This window comes from Amycolatopsis sp. La24 (assembly GCF_029087445.1).
Lineage (GTDB): Bacteria > Actinomycetota > Actinomycetes > Mycobacteriales > Pseudonocardiaceae > Amycolatopsis > Amycolatopsis nivea.
Window position 1 is genome coordinate 60,386 of record NZ_JARACH010000012.1, and the last position, 17,997, is coordinate 78,382.

At 70.7% G+C, this 17,997-nt stretch carries 18 protein-coding genes; 17 read left to right on the top strand and 1 reads right to left on the bottom strand.

Annotated features, from left to right (window positions below; genetic code table 11):
• Positions 1–14: 14 nt before the first annotated feature.
• The 3 genes from PUT80_RS14700 (at position 15) to PUT80_RS14710 (ending at position 3,418) form a co-directional block, all read left to right on the top strand.
• Positions 15–1,037: an ADP-ribosylglycohydrolase family protein gene (locus PUT80_RS14700; protein ID WP_238608360.1), complete on the top strand. Its 1,023-nt coding sequence runs from the start codon at positions 15–17 to the stop codon at positions 1,035–1,037.
• A 33-nt stretch (positions 1,038–1,070) separates the two neighbouring features.
• Complete coding sequence (locus tag PUT80_RS14705; RefSeq protein WP_275292259.1) at positions 1,071–2,456, top strand: glycoside-pentoside-hexuronide (GPH):cation symporter; 1,386 nt, start codon at positions 1,071–1,073, stop codon at positions 2,454–2,456.
• A gap of 101 nt (positions 2,457–2,557) precedes the next feature.
• Positions 2,558–3,418: an alpha/beta hydrolase gene (locus PUT80_RS14710; RefSeq protein ID WP_275292260.1), complete on the top strand. Its 861-nt coding sequence runs from the start codon at positions 2,558–2,560 to the stop codon at positions 3,416–3,418.
• A gap of 283 nt (positions 3,419–3,701) precedes the next feature.
• Here the strand turns inward: PUT80_RS14710 and PUT80_RS14715 are convergent, their stop codons facing one another.
• The gene (locus PUT80_RS14715) at positions 3,702–3,911 is read right to left on the bottom strand and encodes a CsbD family protein (protein WP_037812879.1); all 210 of its coding nucleotides are present in this window, start codon (positions 3,909–3,911) and stop codon (positions 3,702–3,704) included.
• A gap of 183 nt (positions 3,912–4,094) precedes the next feature.
• On the opposite strand from PUT80_RS14715, the gene PUT80_RS14720 reads away from it, so the two are divergent.
• The 14 genes from PUT80_RS14720 (at position 4,095) to PUT80_RS14785 (ending at position 17,997) form a co-directional block, all read left to right on the top strand.
• Positions 4,095–4,556 (top strand): Asp23/Gls24 family envelope stress response protein, encoded by a 462-nt coding sequence (locus PUT80_RS14720; RefSeq protein ID WP_037812877.1) that lies wholly within the window; start codon positions 4,095–4,097, stop codon positions 4,554–4,556.
• A gap of 13 nt (positions 4,557–4,569) precedes the next feature.
• Positions 4,570–4,887: a hypothetical protein gene (locus PUT80_RS14725; RefSeq protein WP_275292261.1), complete on the top strand. Its 318-nt coding sequence runs from the start codon at positions 4,570–4,572 to the stop codon at positions 4,885–4,887.
• On the top strand, positions 4,884–5,060 hold the full coding sequence (locus tag PUT80_RS14730; RefSeq protein ID WP_037812875.1) for a hypothetical protein: 177 nt from the start codon (positions 4,884–4,886) through the stop codon (positions 5,058–5,060). The genes PUT80_RS14725 and PUT80_RS14730 overlap by 4 nt, the downstream gene beginning before the upstream one ends.
• A 3-nt stretch (positions 5,061–5,063) precedes the next feature.
• Positions 5,064–5,432: an Asp23/Gls24 family envelope stress response protein gene (locus PUT80_RS14735; protein WP_037812873.1), complete on the top strand. Its 369-nt coding sequence runs from the start codon at positions 5,064–5,066 to the stop codon at positions 5,430–5,432.
• Positions 5,429–5,956, top strand: coding sequence for a DUF6286 domain-containing protein (locus PUT80_RS14740; RefSeq protein ID WP_275292262.1), 528 nt, complete (start codon positions 5,429–5,431; stop codon positions 5,954–5,956). Before PUT80_RS14735 ends, PUT80_RS14740 begins: the two co-directional genes overlap by 4 nt.
• Positions 5,953–6,516 (top strand): hypothetical protein, encoded by a 564-nt coding sequence (locus PUT80_RS14745; RefSeq protein ID WP_043840024.1) that lies wholly within the window; start codon positions 5,953–5,955, stop codon positions 6,514–6,516. The genes PUT80_RS14740 and PUT80_RS14745 overlap by 4 nt, the downstream gene beginning before the upstream one ends.
• Before the next feature lie 34 nt (positions 6,517–6,550).
• Positions 6,551–7,183 carry a TetR/AcrR family transcriptional regulator gene (locus PUT80_RS14750; protein ID WP_275292263.1) on the top strand — a complete coding sequence of 211 codons (633 nt, stop codon included), beginning with the start codon at positions 6,551–6,553 and terminating at the stop codon, positions 7,181–7,183.
• 204 nt (positions 7,184–7,387) lie between these two features.
• On the top strand, positions 7,388–8,728 hold the full coding sequence (locus PUT80_RS14755; RefSeq protein WP_200864585.1) for an MFS transporter: 1,341 nt from the start codon (positions 7,388–7,390) through the stop codon (positions 8,726–8,728).
• Between the two features lie 3 nt (positions 8,729–8,731).
• Complete coding sequence (locus PUT80_RS14760; protein WP_275292264.1) at positions 8,732–10,048, top strand: MmgE/PrpD family protein; 1,317 nt, start codon at positions 8,732–8,734, stop codon at positions 10,046–10,048.
• Between the two features lie 80 nt (positions 10,049–10,128).
• Entirely contained in the window at positions 10,129–12,240 is a 2,112-nt protein-coding gene (locus PUT80_RS14765; protein ID WP_275292265.1) for a hydantoinase/oxoprolinase family protein, read from the top strand.
• Positions 12,237–14,255 carry a hydantoinase B/oxoprolinase family protein gene (locus PUT80_RS14770; RefSeq protein WP_275292266.1) on the top strand — a complete coding sequence of 673 codons (2,019 nt, stop codon included), beginning with the start codon at positions 12,237–12,239 and terminating at the stop codon, positions 14,253–14,255. Before PUT80_RS14765 ends, PUT80_RS14770 begins: the two co-directional genes overlap by 4 nt.
• 26 nt (positions 14,256–14,281) lie before the next feature.
• Positions 14,282–15,850, top strand: coding sequence for a class I adenylate-forming enzyme family protein (locus PUT80_RS14775; RefSeq protein WP_043840120.1), 1,569 nt, complete (start codon positions 14,282–14,284; stop codon positions 15,848–15,850).
• Positions 15,847–16,803: a cyclase family protein gene (locus tag PUT80_RS14780; RefSeq protein ID WP_275292267.1), complete on the top strand. Its 957-nt coding sequence runs from the start codon at positions 15,847–15,849 to the stop codon at positions 16,801–16,803. Before PUT80_RS14775 ends, PUT80_RS14780 begins: the two co-directional genes overlap by 4 nt.
• Positions 16,804–16,824: 21 nt before the next feature.
• Entirely contained in the window at positions 16,825–17,997 is a 1,173-nt protein-coding gene (locus PUT80_RS14785; RefSeq protein ID WP_275292268.1) for a thiolase family protein, read from the top strand.

A 17,997-nucleotide genomic window follows, 5' to 3' on the forward strand; every position in this document is an offset into this window, starting at 1 on the left:
CCGAGTTGAATTCTGTGCTGCGTTCCCAGATCCACGGCAGTCTCGCCGCGGCCTGCCTGGCCGACGCGCTCGGCGCGCCGACCGAGGAACTGAGCCGGGACCAGATCCGCGCCGCGTTCGGCGGTTACGTCACCGAGCTCCACGCCCCGCTCCCGGGCGCGCCCTACGCCAAGGGCCGCGCCGCCGCGCAGATCACCGACGACTCCAGCCAGATGATCCTGCTGACCCGGCTGCTCGCCCGCACCGGAGCCGCGCTGAGCCCCGACGACATGGCGCGGCTGCTGATCGAATGGTCGAAGAACGAGAACTACTTCCCGCACTTCGCCGGGCCGACCACCCGCGAGGCGATCGCCCGGCTGGAACGCGGCGAGGACCCGCGCGAGGTCGGCCGGACCGGGACGATCATGACCCAGGGCGCCAGCAACGGGGCCGCGATGCGGGTCGGGCCGGTCGGGCTGTTCCACCACGGCGACCCGGAGGCGGCCGTCCGCACCGCGTTCACCACCTGCGTGCCCAGCCACAACACGCCGCCCGGCGTCGCGGGCGCCGCGGCCATCGCCGCCGCCGTCGCGCGGGCGTGCACTCCCGGCGCGGAGATCGTCGACATCGTCCGCGCGGCCGTCGACGGCGCGCGAGCGGGTGCCGAACTCGGCCGGACCGAGGGCCGGGACGTGCCGGGCGCGTCGGTCGAGCGGCGGATCGAACGTGCGGTCGCGCTGGCCATCACGGCTCGCGACGACGAGCACGCCATCGACCTGATCGCCGGAGAAATCGGCGTCGGCCTGCCCGCTGCGGAAGCGGTGCCGGCGGCGCTCGGGTTCTTCGTTGCCGCCGGCGGGGATCCGGTGCGCGTCGCGCGGCTCGCGGCCAACGCGGGCGGGGACAGCGACACCATCGGCTGCATGGCGGCCGCGATCGCCGGCGCGTACCGCGGCATCGAAGCGATCGACCCGGCCGCCGTCGCCCAAGTGGAGCGCGCGAACGACCTCGACCTGGCCGCGCTCGCCGACGAACTGCTGGCCGCGACCCAGCACTGATCTCCCCACCCCGATCCGAAGGGACGCTCGACGATGAGCGCACGAAGCGAAGAATTCGCCACGGTGAGCCGGAAGGAACGCCTCTCCTTCGGAGGCGGTGACCTGGCCACGAACATCGCCTGGGGCGCGCTGGCCACCTACGTGGTTTTCTTCTACACCAACGTGATCGGGGCCGCGGCGTCGGCGGTCGGCACGATCGTGCTCGTCGCGCGGCTGTTCGACGGCGTGGTCGACGTCGGGATGGGCGCGATCGTCGACCGGACCTCGACCCGCTGGGGCAAGGCGCGTCCCTGGGTGCTGTGGGCCGCCGGGCCGTTCGCCGTCGCGCTGATCCTGGTGTTCACCGTGCCGGGCATGGACCCGGCGCCGACGCTGGTGTACATCGCGATCACCTACGCGCTGATGAACATCGCCCTCAGCGCGGCGGTGATCCCGTACGGAACGCTGAACACCCGGATGACGCGGGACTTCACCGAACGGTCCCGGCTCAACGTCACCCGGATGTTCGGCGCCACCCTCGGCTCGCTGGTCGTCACCGTCCTCACCCTGCCGCTGGTGAGCGCGCTCGGCGACGACCAGCGCGCGTGGATCATCACGTTCTGCCTGTTCGGTGCGGTCGCGGCGGTGCTGTTCTTCATCACCTTCCGCAACACGCGGGAACGTCTCGTCGACACCGCGCCGCCGAAGGACCAGCCGGGGATCGCTGAATCGCTGAAGCTCGCGGGCCGGAACCGTTACTGGCTGCTGCTGTTCGCGATCTTCATCGTGTTCAGTGTCGCGGAATCGCTCTACACCGGGGCGACGGCCTACTTCGCCCAGTACTTCCTGGGCAACGCCGGGTTCGCCGCGCTCATGTCGTTCCTGCTCTACATCCCGGCGCTGCTCGGGATGCTGTTCATGCAGCCGGTCTACCAGCGGTTCGGCAAGGTCGCGCCGATGATCGTCGGCGCCGCGATCTTCGTGGCGGGTTCCCTGGTCATCGCGATCGACCCGACGGACATGACCCTGGCGGTCGCCGGTTCGGTTCTCCGCGGCATCGGGCGGATCCCGATCTTCGGCGCGATCTGGGGCATGCTGCCCGACACCATCGAGTACGGCGAGTGGAAGAACGGCCGCCGACTGGAGGGCGTGCTGTACAGCGCGGGCAGCATGGGGCAGAAGCTCGGGTACGGGCTGGGCGCGGCGGTGCTCGGCTGGGTCATGGGCGCGGCGGGCTACAACGGTTTGAACCATACGCAGCCGGATTCGGCGCTGTCCGCGATCAACGCGTTGTTCGTTTATGTGCCGATGGCGTTGTTCGTGCTGTTGATCATTCTGTTCTGGGCGTACCGGCTGGAGCGGATCTACCCGACAGTGGAGAAAGACCTGGCCGAACGGCGCGCGGCGGCTGGAGAACGCTCTCTTCCGCTCGGCGACTGAGGTGGGGTTGCCCCTACTGCGCTTGGGCAGCCAGCGGTATCGCGTTCGACTGGATTCTTCGCAACGCTGGGGTTGTTTCTTGGCGCGTGGAGGGGGATCCAGTGACGAATTCTGGTGTACGGCAGGGAAAAGCGCGGCTCGCTGCCCTGGTGGCGGCGGTTGTCGCGATCGGCGGCGCGGCTGCGTGCGCTGGTGCGGCCGATCCTCCGGCCGCCGGACCGCACTTGGTCCCGGTGAATGGCCGCAAGATGGCGTTTTCCGTGACTCCGGGCCGGTTGCCCGCGATTGTGCTCGACGCGGGCGGCGGGATGGATTCTTCGGAATGGCGCAAGGTCGTTCCGGAACTCGCGGCGAAGACCGGATCCGAGGTGATCGCCTACGACCGGGCCGGGGAAGGCAAAAGCGACGAGGCACCCGGCCCGTGGCGGGCGGACAATGCCGCCGCCGATCTCGCCGCGGGGCTGACGCAGCTGGGAGTAACGGAAAACGTCTTTCTCGTGTCGCATTCGCTGGCGGGCGAAGTCGCCTTTTCCTTCGCCCGGAGCCATCCGCGCTGGGTTGCGGGCGCGGTGTTCGTGGACGCTAATCTGCCACAGTTCTTCACCCCGGCTGAGACCGCCAAATTAGTGGCGTTGAACGAGAGACAAGTGGAAGAGCTCAAGAAGGCGCCGTCCACCCGGCAGACGCGCCAGTTGCTCGCCCAAGCCGACGGCTACGGGCCGGTGCACGCGGCGTATCACAAGCTGACCTGGCCGTCCGGCATTCCGGCGGCCGTGATCGTGTCCGCCGAGACGCCGTTTCCGACTCCCGAGGACGCGCAGTTGTGGCGGCGGGCGCAGCAGGACTTCGCGCACGCCGCGCCGAACCGGACACTGGTCACTGCTGAGCGCAGTTCCCATGACGTCCCGCTCGACCGGCCGGACGTGGTCGTCGCGGCGGTGGCGAATCTGCTGCAGCGTTGAGGTTTTCTCACTAGCCGGGTGAGCGCGGGGCGGATCTCGCCGCCGCGCGCCAGGCCCGCGAGCGCGGTGCGAACGTACGTGAGGGGAACCCTGAGGGAATCTGATTCCCTCAGGGTTCCCCTCACGTACGTCGGCGAGAGCGGAGAAAGCCACGCAGCCCGGCGGCAGTGCATCGCCGCAACGGGGCCGCCCGCCGCAGCTGCCGAGAAAATCTCACTGACCGCCGAAAAGCGAACGCGGGACCCCGGCGTCGTGCCGGAATCCCGCGTTCTCGAGGAGAAAGTCAGTCTTTCTTCAGCGCGTTCTTGACTTTGCCCGCCGCGTCGCCGAGAGCGTCCTTCACGTTTTCGGCGGCTTCCTTGATCCCGGCCTTCGCCTGGTCGGCTTTGCCTTCGTTCTCCAGCTTCTCGTCGCCGGTCAGCGAACCGGCGGCCTCCTTGGCCTTGCCGCCGAAGTCGTCTGCCTTGGCGCCGATCTTGTCGCCCATCGACATGAGTGCCCTCCTTCATTGCCGAACAACGAACGCGGGAATGCGTCAGAGTGAACGACAACGCGGATCCCGAATCGTCACTCACCCGATGATGTGATCGTCGCCACTCGTTCGGGGAGTGAGTTTTGCGCGGCGGCGGGGTCGATCCGATGAACTGAACAACGGGAACCGACTGGAGGAGAATCGATGGCTTCGACGACTGACACGGCGGCCAAGACCCAGGACGTGGAGAAGGTCAACGCCGGTCCGCTGACCAGTTCGCAGGGGACGACCACCGTCGCGGACGTGGTGGTGCAGAAGATCGCCGGGCTCGCGACGCGGGAGATCCCCGGCGTGTACGACCTCGGCGGCGGCGCGGCGCGGGCGTTTTCGGCGCTGCGCGAGCGGATCCCGGGCGCGACGGCGTCGGCCGGACAGGGCGTTTCGGTCGAGGTGGGGGAGAAGCAGGCCGCGGTGGACCTGCAGATCGTGGTCGAGTACGGCGTGTCGATCGCGGAGGTCGCGCGCTCGATCCGGCGGAACGTGATCAGCGCGGTGGAGGGGATGACCGGGCTCGAGGTGGTCGAGGTCAACATCAACGTCGGCGACCTGCACCTGCCGTCGGACGACGAGGAGGACGCGTCCGGCGACAGCGGCCGGGTGCAGTGAGCGGACGGGACCGATGAACCCGCTTGAGGAGGCCCGCCGGATCGTTGCCGCGGTGCGCGAACTGCCCGAGGTGGCGGACGTGCACGGCGGCGAGTTCGGCCGGGTCGCGACGCTCGGGGCGGGCGGCCGGGTGGGCGGAGTCCGGGTGACCGACGAGGACGTCACCGTCGGCGTGACGGTCCGGGCCCCGTTCTCGGCGGGCGACGTGGCGGCCGCGGTGCGCGCGGCCGCCGCGTCCCCCGGCCGTCCGGTGCACGTGCTGATCGCCGACGTCGAAGTGCCGGCCGCGGGGGAACCCGGGCCGGAAAACCGGAAGGAGACGGTGTCGTGAACGCAACGGGATTGGGGCTGGTCACCGGCCTCGCGCTGGGCCTCGCCGCCGCGATCGGCGGGTTCGGGGCGTTCCTGCTGGTCCTCGTGCTGGGCGCGGCGGGACTGCTCGTCGGCCGCCTGCTCGACGGCAAGCTCGACCTCTCGCAGCTCACCGGCCGCGACCGGGGGTGAGCCGTGGCTGTCGCAGCGGAGGAGCGGGGGACCCTCACGATCAGCGAGCACACCGTCGAGCGGCTGGCCGCCCACGCGGCGGGCGAGATCGACCGGGTGGGCGGGGCCGCCGGGCGGACGCTCGGGATCAGCCTCGGCGGTGAGGCGCTGGACCGGTCGGCGAAGACGTCCGCGCGGATCGCGGGCGGCGAGGTGGAGCTGGACGTGCGGATCTCGCTCGAATACCCGGCCCCGGTCGGCGCGACCACCGAGCGGGTGCGCGGCCATCTGCGCGGGCGGGTCGAGGAACTGACCGGGATGCCGGTCCGCCGCGTCGGCATCACGGTGACGGCCTTGCACACCGAGGCCGCGGGACAGAGGAGGGTGGAGTGAAACGCCGAACCCGCCGGTCTCTTCCGGCGAGCTTGACCGCCGCGGTGCTGCTGGTGTTGTGCGTCCTGGTCGCTGTCGCGGCGATCCAGCGGCTGACCGGGAACCAGCCGTGGCTGGACTATCGCGCGGTCGCGACCGCGGTCCACAACGCGCGCTGGACCGACCTCGTCCCGGCGCTGATCTCAGCCGCGGTGGCCCTGGCCGGGCTGGTGCTGCTGTGGGCGGCGCTCCTGCCGGGCAAACGCCGGATCCTCCCGCTGACGGGAGACCCGGATTCCGGGGCCGACACCACGGGCTACCGATCCGCCTTGCGCGCGGCCGCGACGGACGTGGACGGCGTCGAGCAAGCGCGGCTCAAGACCGGTTCGCGCAAGGTCAAGGTGCGGGTGAAGACCGCCCGCACCCGGCCGGACGGCCTGTCCGACGCGGTCCGCGCGGCCGTCGAATCCCGGCTCGACCACATCTCGCCGGCCCGGCGGCCCGCCGTGTCGGTGCGAGTCCGTGCGACGAGGGAGGCCTCATGAACCGCCCGGCCACGCTCAACCGCTTCCTGCTCGCGGTGATCGGCCTGGTGCTGCTCGCCGCGGGCGGATTCGGTCTGGCTACCCATTTCCGCGTGCTCAGGCTCATCGATCCGGAAGCGCCGCTCGTGCCGGGCACCGCGGAGCCGCCCACCTGGGTGTTCTACGCGATCGCCGCGGCTGCCGTCGTGGCGGGGCTGCTCGCGCTGCGCTGGCTGCTGGCCCAGCTCGCGCACCGGCCGCGCACGGGAGTGTGGCGGTTCGAAACCGATCCCGCCTACGGACGCACCGAACTGCGCGCGGACGACGCGGTGGCCCCGTTCGTCGAGGAGCTGCGCGGGCATCCCGGAGTGCACAAGGCGAGCGCGTCGCTCGCCGGAACCCGGGAGACGCCGTCGCTGGCGCTGATCCTCACCTGCGAGCGGGACGCCGATCTGGGCGAGATCCGCGGCCGCATCACCGGAGAAAGCCTGCCGCGGCTCGAGGAAGCGTTGGAGCTGAAGGACATTCCGGTCGCGATCGAGTTCCGCTTCACCGGCAAGGCGGCGTCCCGTGTCGGGTGAGGGGTAGGGGAGACCCCGGCGTTACCATCTGCGCGTGGGCGACAACGTGTCGAATGAATCGACGGAGCTGCTTTCGGTGCGCGAGGAGCAGCGGAGGATGACGCGGCAGCGGATCATCACCGCGGCGCGGCAGGTGTTCGAGGAACGGGGCTACGGGCAGGCCTCGATCGGCGACATCGCCAAGGCGGCGAAGGTCAACCGGGCGACGTTCTACCTGCACTTCACCAACAAGGCCGAGGTGTTCACCGAGGTCTACCGCGCGGTCCGCGAGGACCAGAGCGCGCAGTACTGGTCGCTGCTCGGGCGGGCGCTCGCCGAGGGCAGGGCGGCGAGCGTGCGCGCCTGGCTCGACGGGGCGCTGTCCTGGTGGGAGAGCCAGGCGGCGCTGCTGCCCGCGATCCACGAGGCGATGGCCAGCGACCTCGAGGTCGCGGCCCGGTGGAAGGACCAGATCGACCAGCTCGCCGGCGGGCTCGAGGAGTACCTCGTCCAGTTCCCGCAGGCGCGGCGCGAGGAGCGGCGGCTGCGGGTCGAACTGCTGATGGTGCAGCTCGACCAGGTGTGTTTCCGCGCGATCGTGCAGAAGGTGTTCGTCATCGAGCGGACGCAGCTGCTCGACGTGGTGACCGGGCTGTGGGTCGACGCGCTGGGGCTGGAGCGCGACTGAACCAACGGCTAGATCAACAGCTTGACGCTTGACTCGACACAGTGTCGTCCTTATTCTTCCGGGGACACCTGTGCCGCCAGTGAACGCGCAGGTCAGGCGAGGACGGCCGCAGCCCTGTGCGGCCTGCCCGCCTGGTGTCGAGGCGTCGACAGGGAAGACGCCGGTCTTCGCCCACCTGTCAACGACGACTCGGGAGCGTCCCCTATGTCCTCCAGTCCTGGCGTCGCCGCTCCGTCTCCGGCGCTGATGCGGCGCGTGGTTTTCGCGTCCGCCATCGGCAACACCGTCGAGACCTACGATTACGCGGTCTACGGCTTTCTGACGGTCGTGCTTTCGAAACTGTTCTTCCCCGCGCAACAGCCGGGCGTCGCGCTGCTGTCCGCCTTCGCGGTGTTCGGCGTCGCCTTCGTGGTGCGGCCGCTGGGTTCGCTGCTGTTCGGCTCGATCGCGGACCGGATCGGGCGCAAACCCGCGCTGGTCGCCACGGTCGCGCTGATGGCGGGCAGCACGGCGGCGATCGGCGTGCTGCCGCCGGTGGCGTCGATCGGCGTCTGGGCGCCGATCCTGCTGGTGCTGTTCCGGTTGCTGCAGGGCCTCGCGGCGGGCGGCGAGTACGGCACGGCGATGACTTACGCCGCCGAGTTCACCCCGCGCGGCAAGCGCGGCGCGATGACCAGCCGCGTGCAGATCGGGAGCGTGGCGAGCCTGCTGCTGGCCGCGGGCGCGGTGCTGTTGCTGAGCACCCTGCTGACGCCCGCGGCGATGGCGAGCTGGGGCTGGCGGATCCCGTTCCTGCTGGCCCTCCCGCTCGGCCTGGTCGGGCTCTACATCCGTTCCCAGCTCGACGAATCCCCCGAGTTCCGGGCGCTGGAGCACCGCACGCAGGTGCCCGCCTCGCCGGTCAAGGAGTCGTTCACCGCGCACTGGCGGCTGATCGTGCTGATCTTCGGCATCGCCGCGTTCCAGCAGGTCGGCTACTACGTCGCCTTCACCTACGCGCAGACCTACTTGATCCGTCTCGGGTTCTCGCAGTCGCAAGCCACATTGGCGACGGTGATCAGCATCGCGGTGGCGGTCGTGCTGGTCGCGCTGGGCGGACCGCTGTCGGATCGCTGGGGCCGGTGGCCGATGCTGCTCGGGCTGTCCGCGGGCACCTTCGTGCTGGCCTACCCGCTGTTCATCGGGCTCTCCTCGGCGAAAAGCCTGGGCGCGGCCATCGGGATGACGGTGCTGCTCGGCGTCCTGCCCGCGCTGTACACGGCGGTGGCTCCGGCGTCCTATGTGGAGGTTCTTCCCGCCCGGGTGCGCGCCACCGTGTTCGCGGTCGGGTTCGCGTTGGCGGCGACGTTGCTGGGCGGTCCGGCGCTGTATGTCAGTCAGACGCTCGTGCAAGCCACCGGGGACAACCGTGCGCCCGCGCTGTTCCTGATGTTCGGTGCGCTGTTGAGCTTGATCGCGGCGTTGTTCGTGCGGCGCGCGACCAAGCGGGTGGAGGATGCGGAGCCGGCTCCGGCGGTCAGCGAGCGGTCTCCCGAAGGGGTGTGACCCGTGTTGCTCACCGATCTCGCTGAGCAACTCGACACCGCGGCCCCGAGGATTACCGGCGAGCTGATCGACCAAGCCGGCACCTGTCTTCTCGACGCACTGGCCTGCGCCTACGGCGGACGCGACCTGCCGTGGGCCAGGCAGGCCAGGGCGATCGCGGGCAGCGGCGACGACGCCACGATCTGGGCGACCGGCGGCCGAAGGACAGGGCTCGCGGACGCGGTGTTCGCGAATTCCGTTGCCTGCCATGCGTTGCTGCACGAGGACACGCATGCCGAAAGCCGGGTGCATCCCGGGACGGTGGTGATTCCGGCGGCGCTGGCGATCGGGGAACGCCTGCGCTCGCCGTTGCCCGCGCTGCTGCGGGCGATCGTCCTCGGCTATGAGGCCATCGCGCAGGTTTCGGCCGCGGTGCTGACCGAGGAGTTCGGTGTACGCGGATGGCGGGCCAGCAGTGTCTTCGGTCCCTTTGGCGCCGCGGCTGCGGCAGCGTATTTGCTGGGGCTCAGTCCAGTGGCCACCGCGCACGCGTTCGGGATTGCTGCCAGCTCCGCTGCGGGCTTGTGCCAGTGGGCGCACGACGGGACCACCGAGGTGTTCTTCCAAAACGCCGGAGCGTCACGGGCAGGCGTCGTCGCGGCACTGCTCGCCCAGGAAGGCGCGACTGGCGCGGCGTCGGCGGTGGACGGGATTTTCGGCCTGCGCCAGGCATTCGGCGGCGCACGGGACGAAGCCCGGCCGCCGGACGTCCGGCTGGACCGGATGGCGATCTCGCAGACGTTTTTCAAGGCGTACCCGTCTTGTGCGTTGACTCAGGAACCGATCGACGCGGCCATCGTCCTTGCCGGACAAGGAATCCACCCCGAGCAGGTCATCGAAGCCACGGTGTACACGTCCGGCGTGGCGGCGCGCTATCCGGGCTGTGACAACGCGACTGCCTTGGCAGCACCGATTTCCCGGCAGATGAGCCTGCAGTTCGCGGTGGCGGCCGCGTTGACCGACGGCGCGATCCGTCCGGACCGCTATGCCGGAACGCTCGATCCGGGGCTGGCGAAGCTGGCGGCGCGGATCTCGGTAGCCGTGGATCCCGCTGCGGACGCGGCTTTTCCGGCGCGCCGAGACGCGCGGGTGGCAGTCCGGCTCGTCGACGGACGCGTCGTGTCCGCGGAAAGCCGGGAGCAAGGACGAGCGTCCGTGCCCGCGAAGTTCCGCTCCTACGCGGAACCGATGCTGGGCGCGGGGATCGACACCGTCCTGCGGGCCGTCCGGGAACCCTTCTCCGGCACCGATTCCGCGGAGTTCGCCGCGCATCTGCGCTGAATCGACAAGTTGTCGCTTGACTCGACACTGTGTCGTGTCTAATCTGGCTCGCAGGCCGGGAGCCGTTCCACGGAAGGACAATGACGTTGCGTTCCGAAGTCACGTTTCAGATCGGGTGCGACATCGGCGGTACGTTCACCGACGTCGTCGCGCTCGCCTCGGACGGACAGTCCTATGCGGACAAGTCCGACACCGTTCCGGACGATCTCGCCGCGGGACTGCTTGCCGCGCTGGAAAATCTCGCCGCTCGCGTCGGGTTGCCGCTGGCCGAGCTGCTCGCCGCGACGACGCGGTTCGTCAACGGCACGACCGTGGTGACGAACGCCGTCGCCGAACTGCGCGGCGCGAAGGTCGGGCTGATCACCACGCAGGGCTTCGGCGACAACCTGCTGATCGCGCGGTCGGCCCGCAACGCGCACCGCGACCACCACAAGCAGCTCAGCCTTCCGCAGATCGTCGCCCGCGAGAACGTGCTCGAGGTGCCCGAGCGGATCGACCGCAAGGGCCGGGTCGTCGTTCCGCTCACCGAGCGGCGGGCGCGCGAGGCGGTGGAAGCGCTGGCGGCCAAGGGCGTCGAATCGATCGCCGTGTCCCTGTTGTGGGGCTTCGCGAACCCGGAGCACGAGGAACTGCTCGCCTCGATCGTCGAGGCCGAGCATCCGGAGCTGTTCTTGAGCGTCGCGTCGCGGCTGCACCCGGTCATCCGGGAGTACGAGCGGACGATGACCACGGTGCTCAACGCGTTCACCGGGATCCGGGTCGCCGAGTACACCGAGCGGATCGAGCGCGAGCTGGCGGCGCGCGGGCTGCGCGAACCGGTCGCGTTCATGCAGGGCTTCGGCGGCACGTCGAGCGCGGCGGAAGCCCGGCAGCGGCCGATCACGCTCATCGACTCCGGACCGGCCGGCGGCGTGATCGGGGCGCGGGCGCTGGCTGACCGGCTCGGCCTCAAGGACATCGTCACCGCGGACATGGGCGGCACGTCGTTCGACGTCTCGGTGCTGCGCGACGCGACTCCGAACGTCACCCGGCGGGTGATGCTGGGGGAGCGGTTCCTGACCGCGCTGTCCAAGATCGACGTGCTGCCCATCGGCACCGGCGGCGGCAGCATCGCGTGGCTGGATTCGCGCGGAGTTCCGCAGGTCGGGCCGCACAGCGCGGGAGCTGAGCCGGGGCCGATCTGCTACGGCAAGGGCGGCGCCCGTCCGACGGTGACCGACGCGTCGGCGGTGCTCGGGCTGCTGGATTCCGGGTCCTTTCTGGACGGTCGCCGGGCGCTCGACACCGGCAGTGCCAGCGAAGCCCTCGCCCGCGAGATCGGGAAACCGCTGGGCGTGGACGCGGTTCAGGCCGCGGCGGCGGTGCACCGGATGGTGGTCGCGGACATGGGCAACGCGGTCCGCGCCGTGACGGTGGAGCGCGGGCACGATCCGCGCCGGTTCGCGATGGTGGCTTTCGGCGGCGCACTCGGCCTGTTCGCCGCGGACATCGCCCGCTCGGTCGGCATCCGGCAGATCGTGATCCCGGCCGAAGCCGCGGTGTTCTCCGCCCGCGGGCTGCTTTCCAGCGACGACGTGCGCACCCGCGCGCGCTCGGTGATGTGGCAAGGCGGCGGGGCCGAGGCGGTACACGCCGCGCTGAAGGAACTCGACGCGGAACTCGTCGAGGCGTTGCACACCGCGGGCTACTCGGGCGACCGGATCGACGTCCGCTGGGAGGGCGACTTCAAGTTCCTTGGCCAGCAATGGGAACTGCGGGTGCCGATTCCGCGGCGGGACGAGTTCGGCGAAGCGGACCTGGTCGCGATCCAGGACGGGTTCGCCGCGCGCTACGAGCAGGAGTACGGCGAGGGCACGGCTTGGGTGGGCAGTCCGGTGGTACTGATGTCGGTGCGGGTCACCGCGACCGGCCGGGTCGACTTCTTCGAGCCGGCCAAGCAGGAGCTGACCGGCGACGCGGCCGAACCGGTCGGGCGCAGGCGGATCCGGCGGGCCGGAGAGCCCGAAGTGGACGTCTACGACGCGCGGCGGATCACCGCCGGGGCCAGGATTTCCGGTCCGGCGCTGATCGAACACTCGCTGACCACCGTCTCGCTGCCCGCGGGCTGGGAACTGAACGTGGACGGCTGGGGCAACTACCTGCTGACCGACACCGCCCGGACGACCGGGTGCACCGGGGAGGAAACCGCATGACCGCCGCCGCGACCGGGCTCGACCCGGTGGACGTCGAAATTCTCGCCAAGGCACTGGACAACGTCGCCGCGGAAATGGGCGTGGTGATGATGCGCGCCTCCGGCAGCCCCGCGATCGCGGAGGCGGTGGACTTCTCCACCTTCATCGCCGACGCCGAGGGCGACATCATCAGCTACGCCGGCTACATCACGATGTACCTGGGCGCGGCCCGCCAGGCGGTCCGGCACCTGCTCGCGACGTATCCCCGCGAGCAGATCCGGCCGGGCGACATGTTCCTCTGCAACGACCCGTTCACCACCGGCAACGCGCACGCCGTCGACGTCGGCGTGGTGCGGCCGATCTTCTTCGGCGAGCAGCTGGTGGCGTGGTGCTGGGCCGAGGCGCACGTGAACGATTTCGGCGGCGCCGCGCCCGGCGGGATGGACCCGACGGCCACCGAGGTCTACGGCGAAGCGCTGCGGCTGCCCGGGGTCAAGATCGTCGACCAGGGGCGTCCGGTCGAGGACGTGTGGCGGATCATCGAGACGAACATCCGGGTGCCGGAGCTGGTGCTCAACGACATCCGGTGCTTCATCGCCGCCTGTCACCGCTGCGACGAACGGCTGCAGGCGCTCGTCGAGCAGTACGGGGCGGACACTTTCCGCCGGTATGTCGAGGCCGCCAAGGACCTGGCCGAGCAGGCCGTCCGGCGCAGGATCGCGGATCTGCCGAAGGGCACGTTCACCGCCGAGGAATTCGCCGAGCACAACGGGCATGCCGACGAGCTGTATCCGATCCGCTGCACGCTCACCGTCAGCGAGGACACGCTGCGGTTCGACCTGACCGAGTCCGCGCCGCAGACCGACGGGTTCATCAACGTCAGCGCGGCGACCACGCTGGGCGCGGTCGTCTCCCCGCTGCTGATCACCCTGTTGCCGGACCTGCCGATCAACCAGGGGACGCTGCGCCCGATCGAGGTGGTGACCCGGCCGGGCACGATCTGCGACGCGCGCCAGCCCGCGCCGATGGGCGCCGGGCACATCGAGACCGGGTTCCGGATCGGGAAGGTGGTCACCAGGCTGCTCGCCGATCTCCAGGCAGGCAGCGAAAACGCCTTCGTCCGCGAGCACGTGACCGCGCCGTGGCAGGACTCGTGGAGCGCCAGTTTCTTCTACGCTCCCGACGAATCTGGCCGGCTCGTGCCGTTCCCGGACATGAACGGCGGCGGCAGCGGAGCGGGCGCGCAGGCGATCGCGGACGGCATGGACGTCAGCGGCGTGCTCGCCCAGCCGCAGAACAGCATTCCGGACATCGAGATCAACGAACTCGCCTATCCGGTGCTGTACCTGTGGCGCAAGCTGAACCCGAACTCCGGCGGACCGGGCCGGACCCGGGGCGGCGCGGGCATCGACCTCGCGTTCACGCCGTGGTACACGCCGGGCGGCCAGGAGCACGTCATGGCGGCCTGCTGGCAGGTTCCGCCGTGCGGGGTCTTCGGCGGCTATCCCGGATCCACCAGCGGTTCGGCGCTGGTCACCGGTGCCCAGGCAGACGAGGCGTTCGCCCGAGGCGAGGTCCCGCGCGCCGTCGAGGATCTCGCCGCTGCGCCGAAACCGTTGCAGGGAAAGCAGTTCGGGCTTTCGGTCGGTGCCGGCGACGTGGTGGTGCTGCGGGTCGGCGGCGGTGGCGGCTACGGCGACCCGCTGGAACGCGATCCAGAGCGGGTCGCGGCGGATGTGCGCGCGGGCGTGGTGACGGCCGACGCGGCGCGGGTTTCCTACGGCGTCGTGCTCGACGCGGCGGGCCGCCCGGACCTCGCCGAGACCAACCGCGAGCGGGACCGAATCCGTGCCAGCAGGCGGGAATGGCCCCGGGAAGACGGCTTGGCGGTGCGCCGGAGCCCGGCGCACGAACGGCTGGCCGAACGCGGCCAGTGGTGCCAGCCGAGGCCGGGGGTCGAACTCGCGGAGTACGCCGACCCGGACACCGGAACCCTGCTGCGTGCGGACGTGGTCGTGCACCCGGACGCCCGATGACGGGCCACAACGAAAGGCGGAACGACGTGGTTGCCCCGGATACTTTCCCGGACGCGCTGGCGGCGCTGGCGAAGCTGTTTCCCGGCGAGGAGGCGGTGGTCGCGCCCGAGGGGCGGCTGACCTTCGCCGAGTTCGCGCGGCGGTGCGACGAGCTGGCCGGCGCGTTCCGCGCGGCGGGGCTGCGGCCGGGCGAGCGGGTGGGGATCCTGCTCCCGAACGGGCTGCGCTGGCTGGTCACGATGCTCGGCGCGCAGCGGGCCGGGCTGGTCGCGGTGCCGGTCAACACCTGGTACCGGTCGGCGGAGCTGGCGCACCTGGTCGGCACCGCCGACCTGCGGCTGGTGGTCACCGAACAGCAGGTGTTCGGCAAGGACATGCTCGCCGAGCTCACCGCGGCCGGGCACAGCGAGGTCTTCGAGCCCGGAGCCCGCGCCGACGGGTATCTGGGCGCGCTGTTCTGGCCGTCCGCCGAGCCGTTCCCGTCCGGGCTCGAGCCCGCCCCGGCTCCGGAACGCAGCGCGGGACCCGACGACCTCGCGATGATCCTCTACACCAGCGGCAGCACGGCGCTGCCGAAGGCGGTGCCGCTGGAACACGGCAAGCTGCTGCGCAACGGATACGAGATGGGCGAGCGGATGCACGTCGGTCCGGGCGACCGGCTGTGGTTCGCGATGCCGTTGTTCTTCGGCTACGGCGCCTGCAACGCGCTTCCGGTCGCGCTGAGCCACGGCCTGACCTTGTGCGTCGAGGAGAAGGTCGACGGCGACGCGTCGCTGGCTTTCATCGAGCGCGAACGGTGCACTGTCTCCTATGGACTCGCGACGGCGGTCCGGGCGCTGCTGGCCGCGCCGAGTTTCGGCAGCCGGGACATTTCCTCGCTGCGGACCGGCCCGGTCGGGTTCAACGCCGAGGACAAGCGGCTGGCCATCGAAGGGCTCGGCATCACCGAGGCGTGCAGCGCCTACGGGCTGACCGAGTCCTACGGCTTCGTGACCATGACCGACGCGAGCGACCTGCCGGAAGTCAAGCTGCACACCCAGGGCAGGCGGCTGCCGACCCAGGAGATCCGCATCGTGGACAAGTCCGGGGCGGTGTGCCCGCCCGGCGCCACCGGCGAGATCGAGATCCGGGGCTGCGTGATCGACGGCTACCTCAGCGGGTCGGACGTCAGCGGCGGCACGCATTCCCCGGACGGCTGGTTCCGCACCGGCGACCTCGGGTCGGTCGACGCGGACGGGCGGCTGTCGTTCGGCGGCCGGTGGAAGGAAATGCTCAAGATCAAGGGCATCAACGTCGCGCCGGTGGAAATCGAGGGCATCCTCGGCGAGCACGCCGAGGTCGACCAGGCGTACGTCTTCGGACTGTCCACTCCGGACGGCGACCAGGAGATGGCCTGCGTCGTCGTCGCGGACGAGCGCAGCGGCGCGGACGGGACCGAACTGGCGGACCGGCTGCGGGAGTACGTCCGGTCCCGGGCCGCGAGCTACAAGGTGCCCGCCCGGGTCGTGGTGCTGGATTCGGCCGCGGTGCCGCAGACGCACACCGGAAAGGTCAGCAAGCTCAAACTGCGCGAGATGCTGGAGGCGGCGGGATGACCGGGCGGCGCACCCCGGCGTTCGCGGACCTGCCGACGCTGCCGGACCGCGACGAGCACCACGCGTGGGACGTGTGGGGGCGCGCGGACGAAATCGGCACGCTCAACCTGATCGGCCCGCAGCAGCGGCTCGCCGCGGCGAAGACGGTGCGCAGCGGGCAGATGATCTCGCTGACCCTGCCGCTGGACGAACCCGCTCCCGGGCTGTTCGAGGAACGCGAGCTGTTCCGGCACGTCGTGGAGGACACCGCGGCCGGGCACGACGACCGGCTGGACGGGTTCTACCTGCAGGGTTCCTCGCAGTGGGACGGGCTGCGACACATCAACGCCGGACGGCACGGGTACTGGGGCGGCCGCAGCGAAGCCGACCTGGCGAGCAGCGAGGTGCTGGGCGTCGACCGGTGGGCCGAGCACGGCTTCGGCGGACGCGGGGTGCTGGTCGACGTCGCCGGGCACCTGGCGGCCCAAGGCACGCCGCTCGCCCCGGCCGAGCCGGTGGAGATCACTGCCGCGCTGCTCGACGAGGTCGCCGCCGCGCAGGGAACCGTCTTCGAATCCGGGGACATCCTCGTAGTCCGCACCGGATGGACGGAGTGGTACCGGGAGCTGCCGGAGCGGGAGCGGGCCGCGCTGCGCGGCACGATCGGCACCGGTTTCGCTTGCCCCGGGCTGGAGTCGGCGAAGGACATGGCCGGGTACCTCTGGGACCGGGAGTTCGCCGCGGTCGCGATGGACAACGTCGGCGTCGAGGTCTTCCCGGTGAACCGCGCCAAGGGCTTCCTGCACCGCCGGCTGATCGCGTTGCAGGGCATGCCGCTGGGCGAGCTGTGGCTGCTGGACCGGCTCGCGCGGGCGTGCGCGGAGCGGGGGAGCTACGAGTTCCTCCTCGTCTCCGGGGTGCTGCCGCTGCCGCGCGGGGTCGGCAGCCCCGCGAACGCGCACGCGATTCTCTGACGCTTAGAGAAAGGAACGAACATGCCGCTAGGACCGGTACGCCAGGTGGCGATAGTCGGGATCGGCATCACCGAGCTGTCCCGGAAATCCGCGCGCAGCGGTCTCGACCTGGCCGCCGAGGCGCTCCAGTCCGGGCTGGACGACGCCGGGCTGAGCGCCGGGGACGTGGACGGGCTGTTCACGAACGTCGGCTATCCGCTGTCGATCGATTACGACCGGATGGCAGAGGCGTTCGGACTGCGGATCCGCGCCGCTGTGCAGACCTGGAGCCACGGCCGTTTCGTCGGTCCCGCGCTGCAAGCGGCCGCCCAGGCCGTGGCGCTCGGCACCACCGAGGTCGCCGCCTGCCTGGCCGGGGTGTCTTTTTCCGGACTGGGCATGGTCGGCGGCGCGGGCGACGCGGAAGGGCTGCGGCAAGGCGGCGGCTCGCACGGGGAACTGCCGCATTACGGCATGACCGCTCCGGGCGCGGGCGCAGCGATGGCGTTCCGCCGGTACTGCGAGCGGTACGGCGTCGACCCCGCGCTGATCTCCGCGGTGCCGATGGCGATGCGCCGTCACGCGCGGCTCAACCCGAACGCGCAGATGACCAAACCGCTGGAACAAGCGGATTACGACGCGCAACCGTACATCGTGGAACCGTTGCGCCGTCCGGACTTCGCGCTGCTCAGCGACGGCGGTGCCTGCCTGCTGGTGACCACTGTGGAGCGAGCGCGCGATCTGCGGCAGCCCGCGGTGATCGTCTCCGGCATGCAGGGCCTGCGCGCCGGCCGGGACGAGTTCATCTTCGCGCCGCCCGGGCTGGGCGTGTTCACCCAAGGCGACGAGCGCCGGGTCGAGGACCATCCGGTGTACGCGATGGCGGGGTTGTCCGGGCCGGGCGACGTGGATTCGCTGCAGCTCTACGACGCTTTCTCGCCCAATGTGGTGTTCGTGCTGGAGCGATTCGGCTTCACCGGCGAAGGCCAAGCTCTCGAATGGCTGCAGGACGGCCGGATCGAGCTTGGCGGCGAACTGCCGGTGAACACCGCGGGCGGGCTGCTGTCCGAGGCACACCTCTGCGGCTGGGGGCACATGGCCGAGGCAGTCCGCCAGATCCGCGGCCAGGCCGGCGACCGCCAGGTGACCGGATGCGAAGTCGTCCAGTGGGCGACGCCGTTCGGCGATTCGACTGTCTTCACGAAGGACCGGTGA

What these genes read in the sequence shown, in the direction of transcription:
- PUT80_RS14785 (WP_275292268.1), top strand. Translation starts at nt 16,825, where the DNA reads ATGCCGCTAGGACCGGTACGCCAGGTGGCGATAGTCGGGATCGGCATC.
- PUT80_RS14745 (WP_043840024.1), top strand. Translation starts at nt 5,953, where the DNA reads ATGAACCGCCCGGCCACGCTCAACCGCTTCCTGCTCGCGGTGATCGGC.
- PUT80_RS14765 (WP_275292265.1), top strand. Translation starts at nt 10,129, where the DNA reads ATGACGTTGCGTTCCGAAGTCACGTTTCAGATCGGGTGCGACATCGGC.
- PUT80_RS14720 (WP_037812877.1), top strand. Translation starts at nt 4,095, where the DNA reads ATGGCTTCGACGACTGACACGGCGGCCAAGACCCAGGACGTGGAGAAG.
- PUT80_RS14705 (WP_275292259.1), top strand. Translation starts at nt 1,071, where the DNA reads ATGAGCGCACGAAGCGAAGAATTCGCCACGGTGAGCCGGAAGGAACGC.
- PUT80_RS14770 (WP_275292266.1), top strand. Translation starts at nt 12,237, where the DNA reads ATGACCGCCGCCGCGACCGGGCTCGACCCGGTGGACGTCGAAATTCTC.
- PUT80_RS14715 (WP_037812879.1), bottom strand. Translation starts at nt 3,911, where the DNA reads ATGTCGATGGGCGACAAGATCGGCGCCAAGGCAGACGACTTCGGCGGC.
- PUT80_RS14780 (WP_275292267.1), top strand. Translation starts at nt 15,847, where the DNA reads ATGACCGGGCGGCGCACCCCGGCGTTCGCGGACCTGCCGACGCTGCCG.
- PUT80_RS14725 (WP_275292261.1), top strand. Translation starts at nt 4,570, where the DNA reads ATGAACCCGCTTGAGGAGGCCCGCCGGATCGTTGCCGCGGTGCGCGAA.
- PUT80_RS14755 (WP_200864585.1), top strand. Translation starts at nt 7,388, where the DNA reads ATGTCCTCCAGTCCTGGCGTCGCCGCTCCGTCTCCGGCGCTGATGCGG.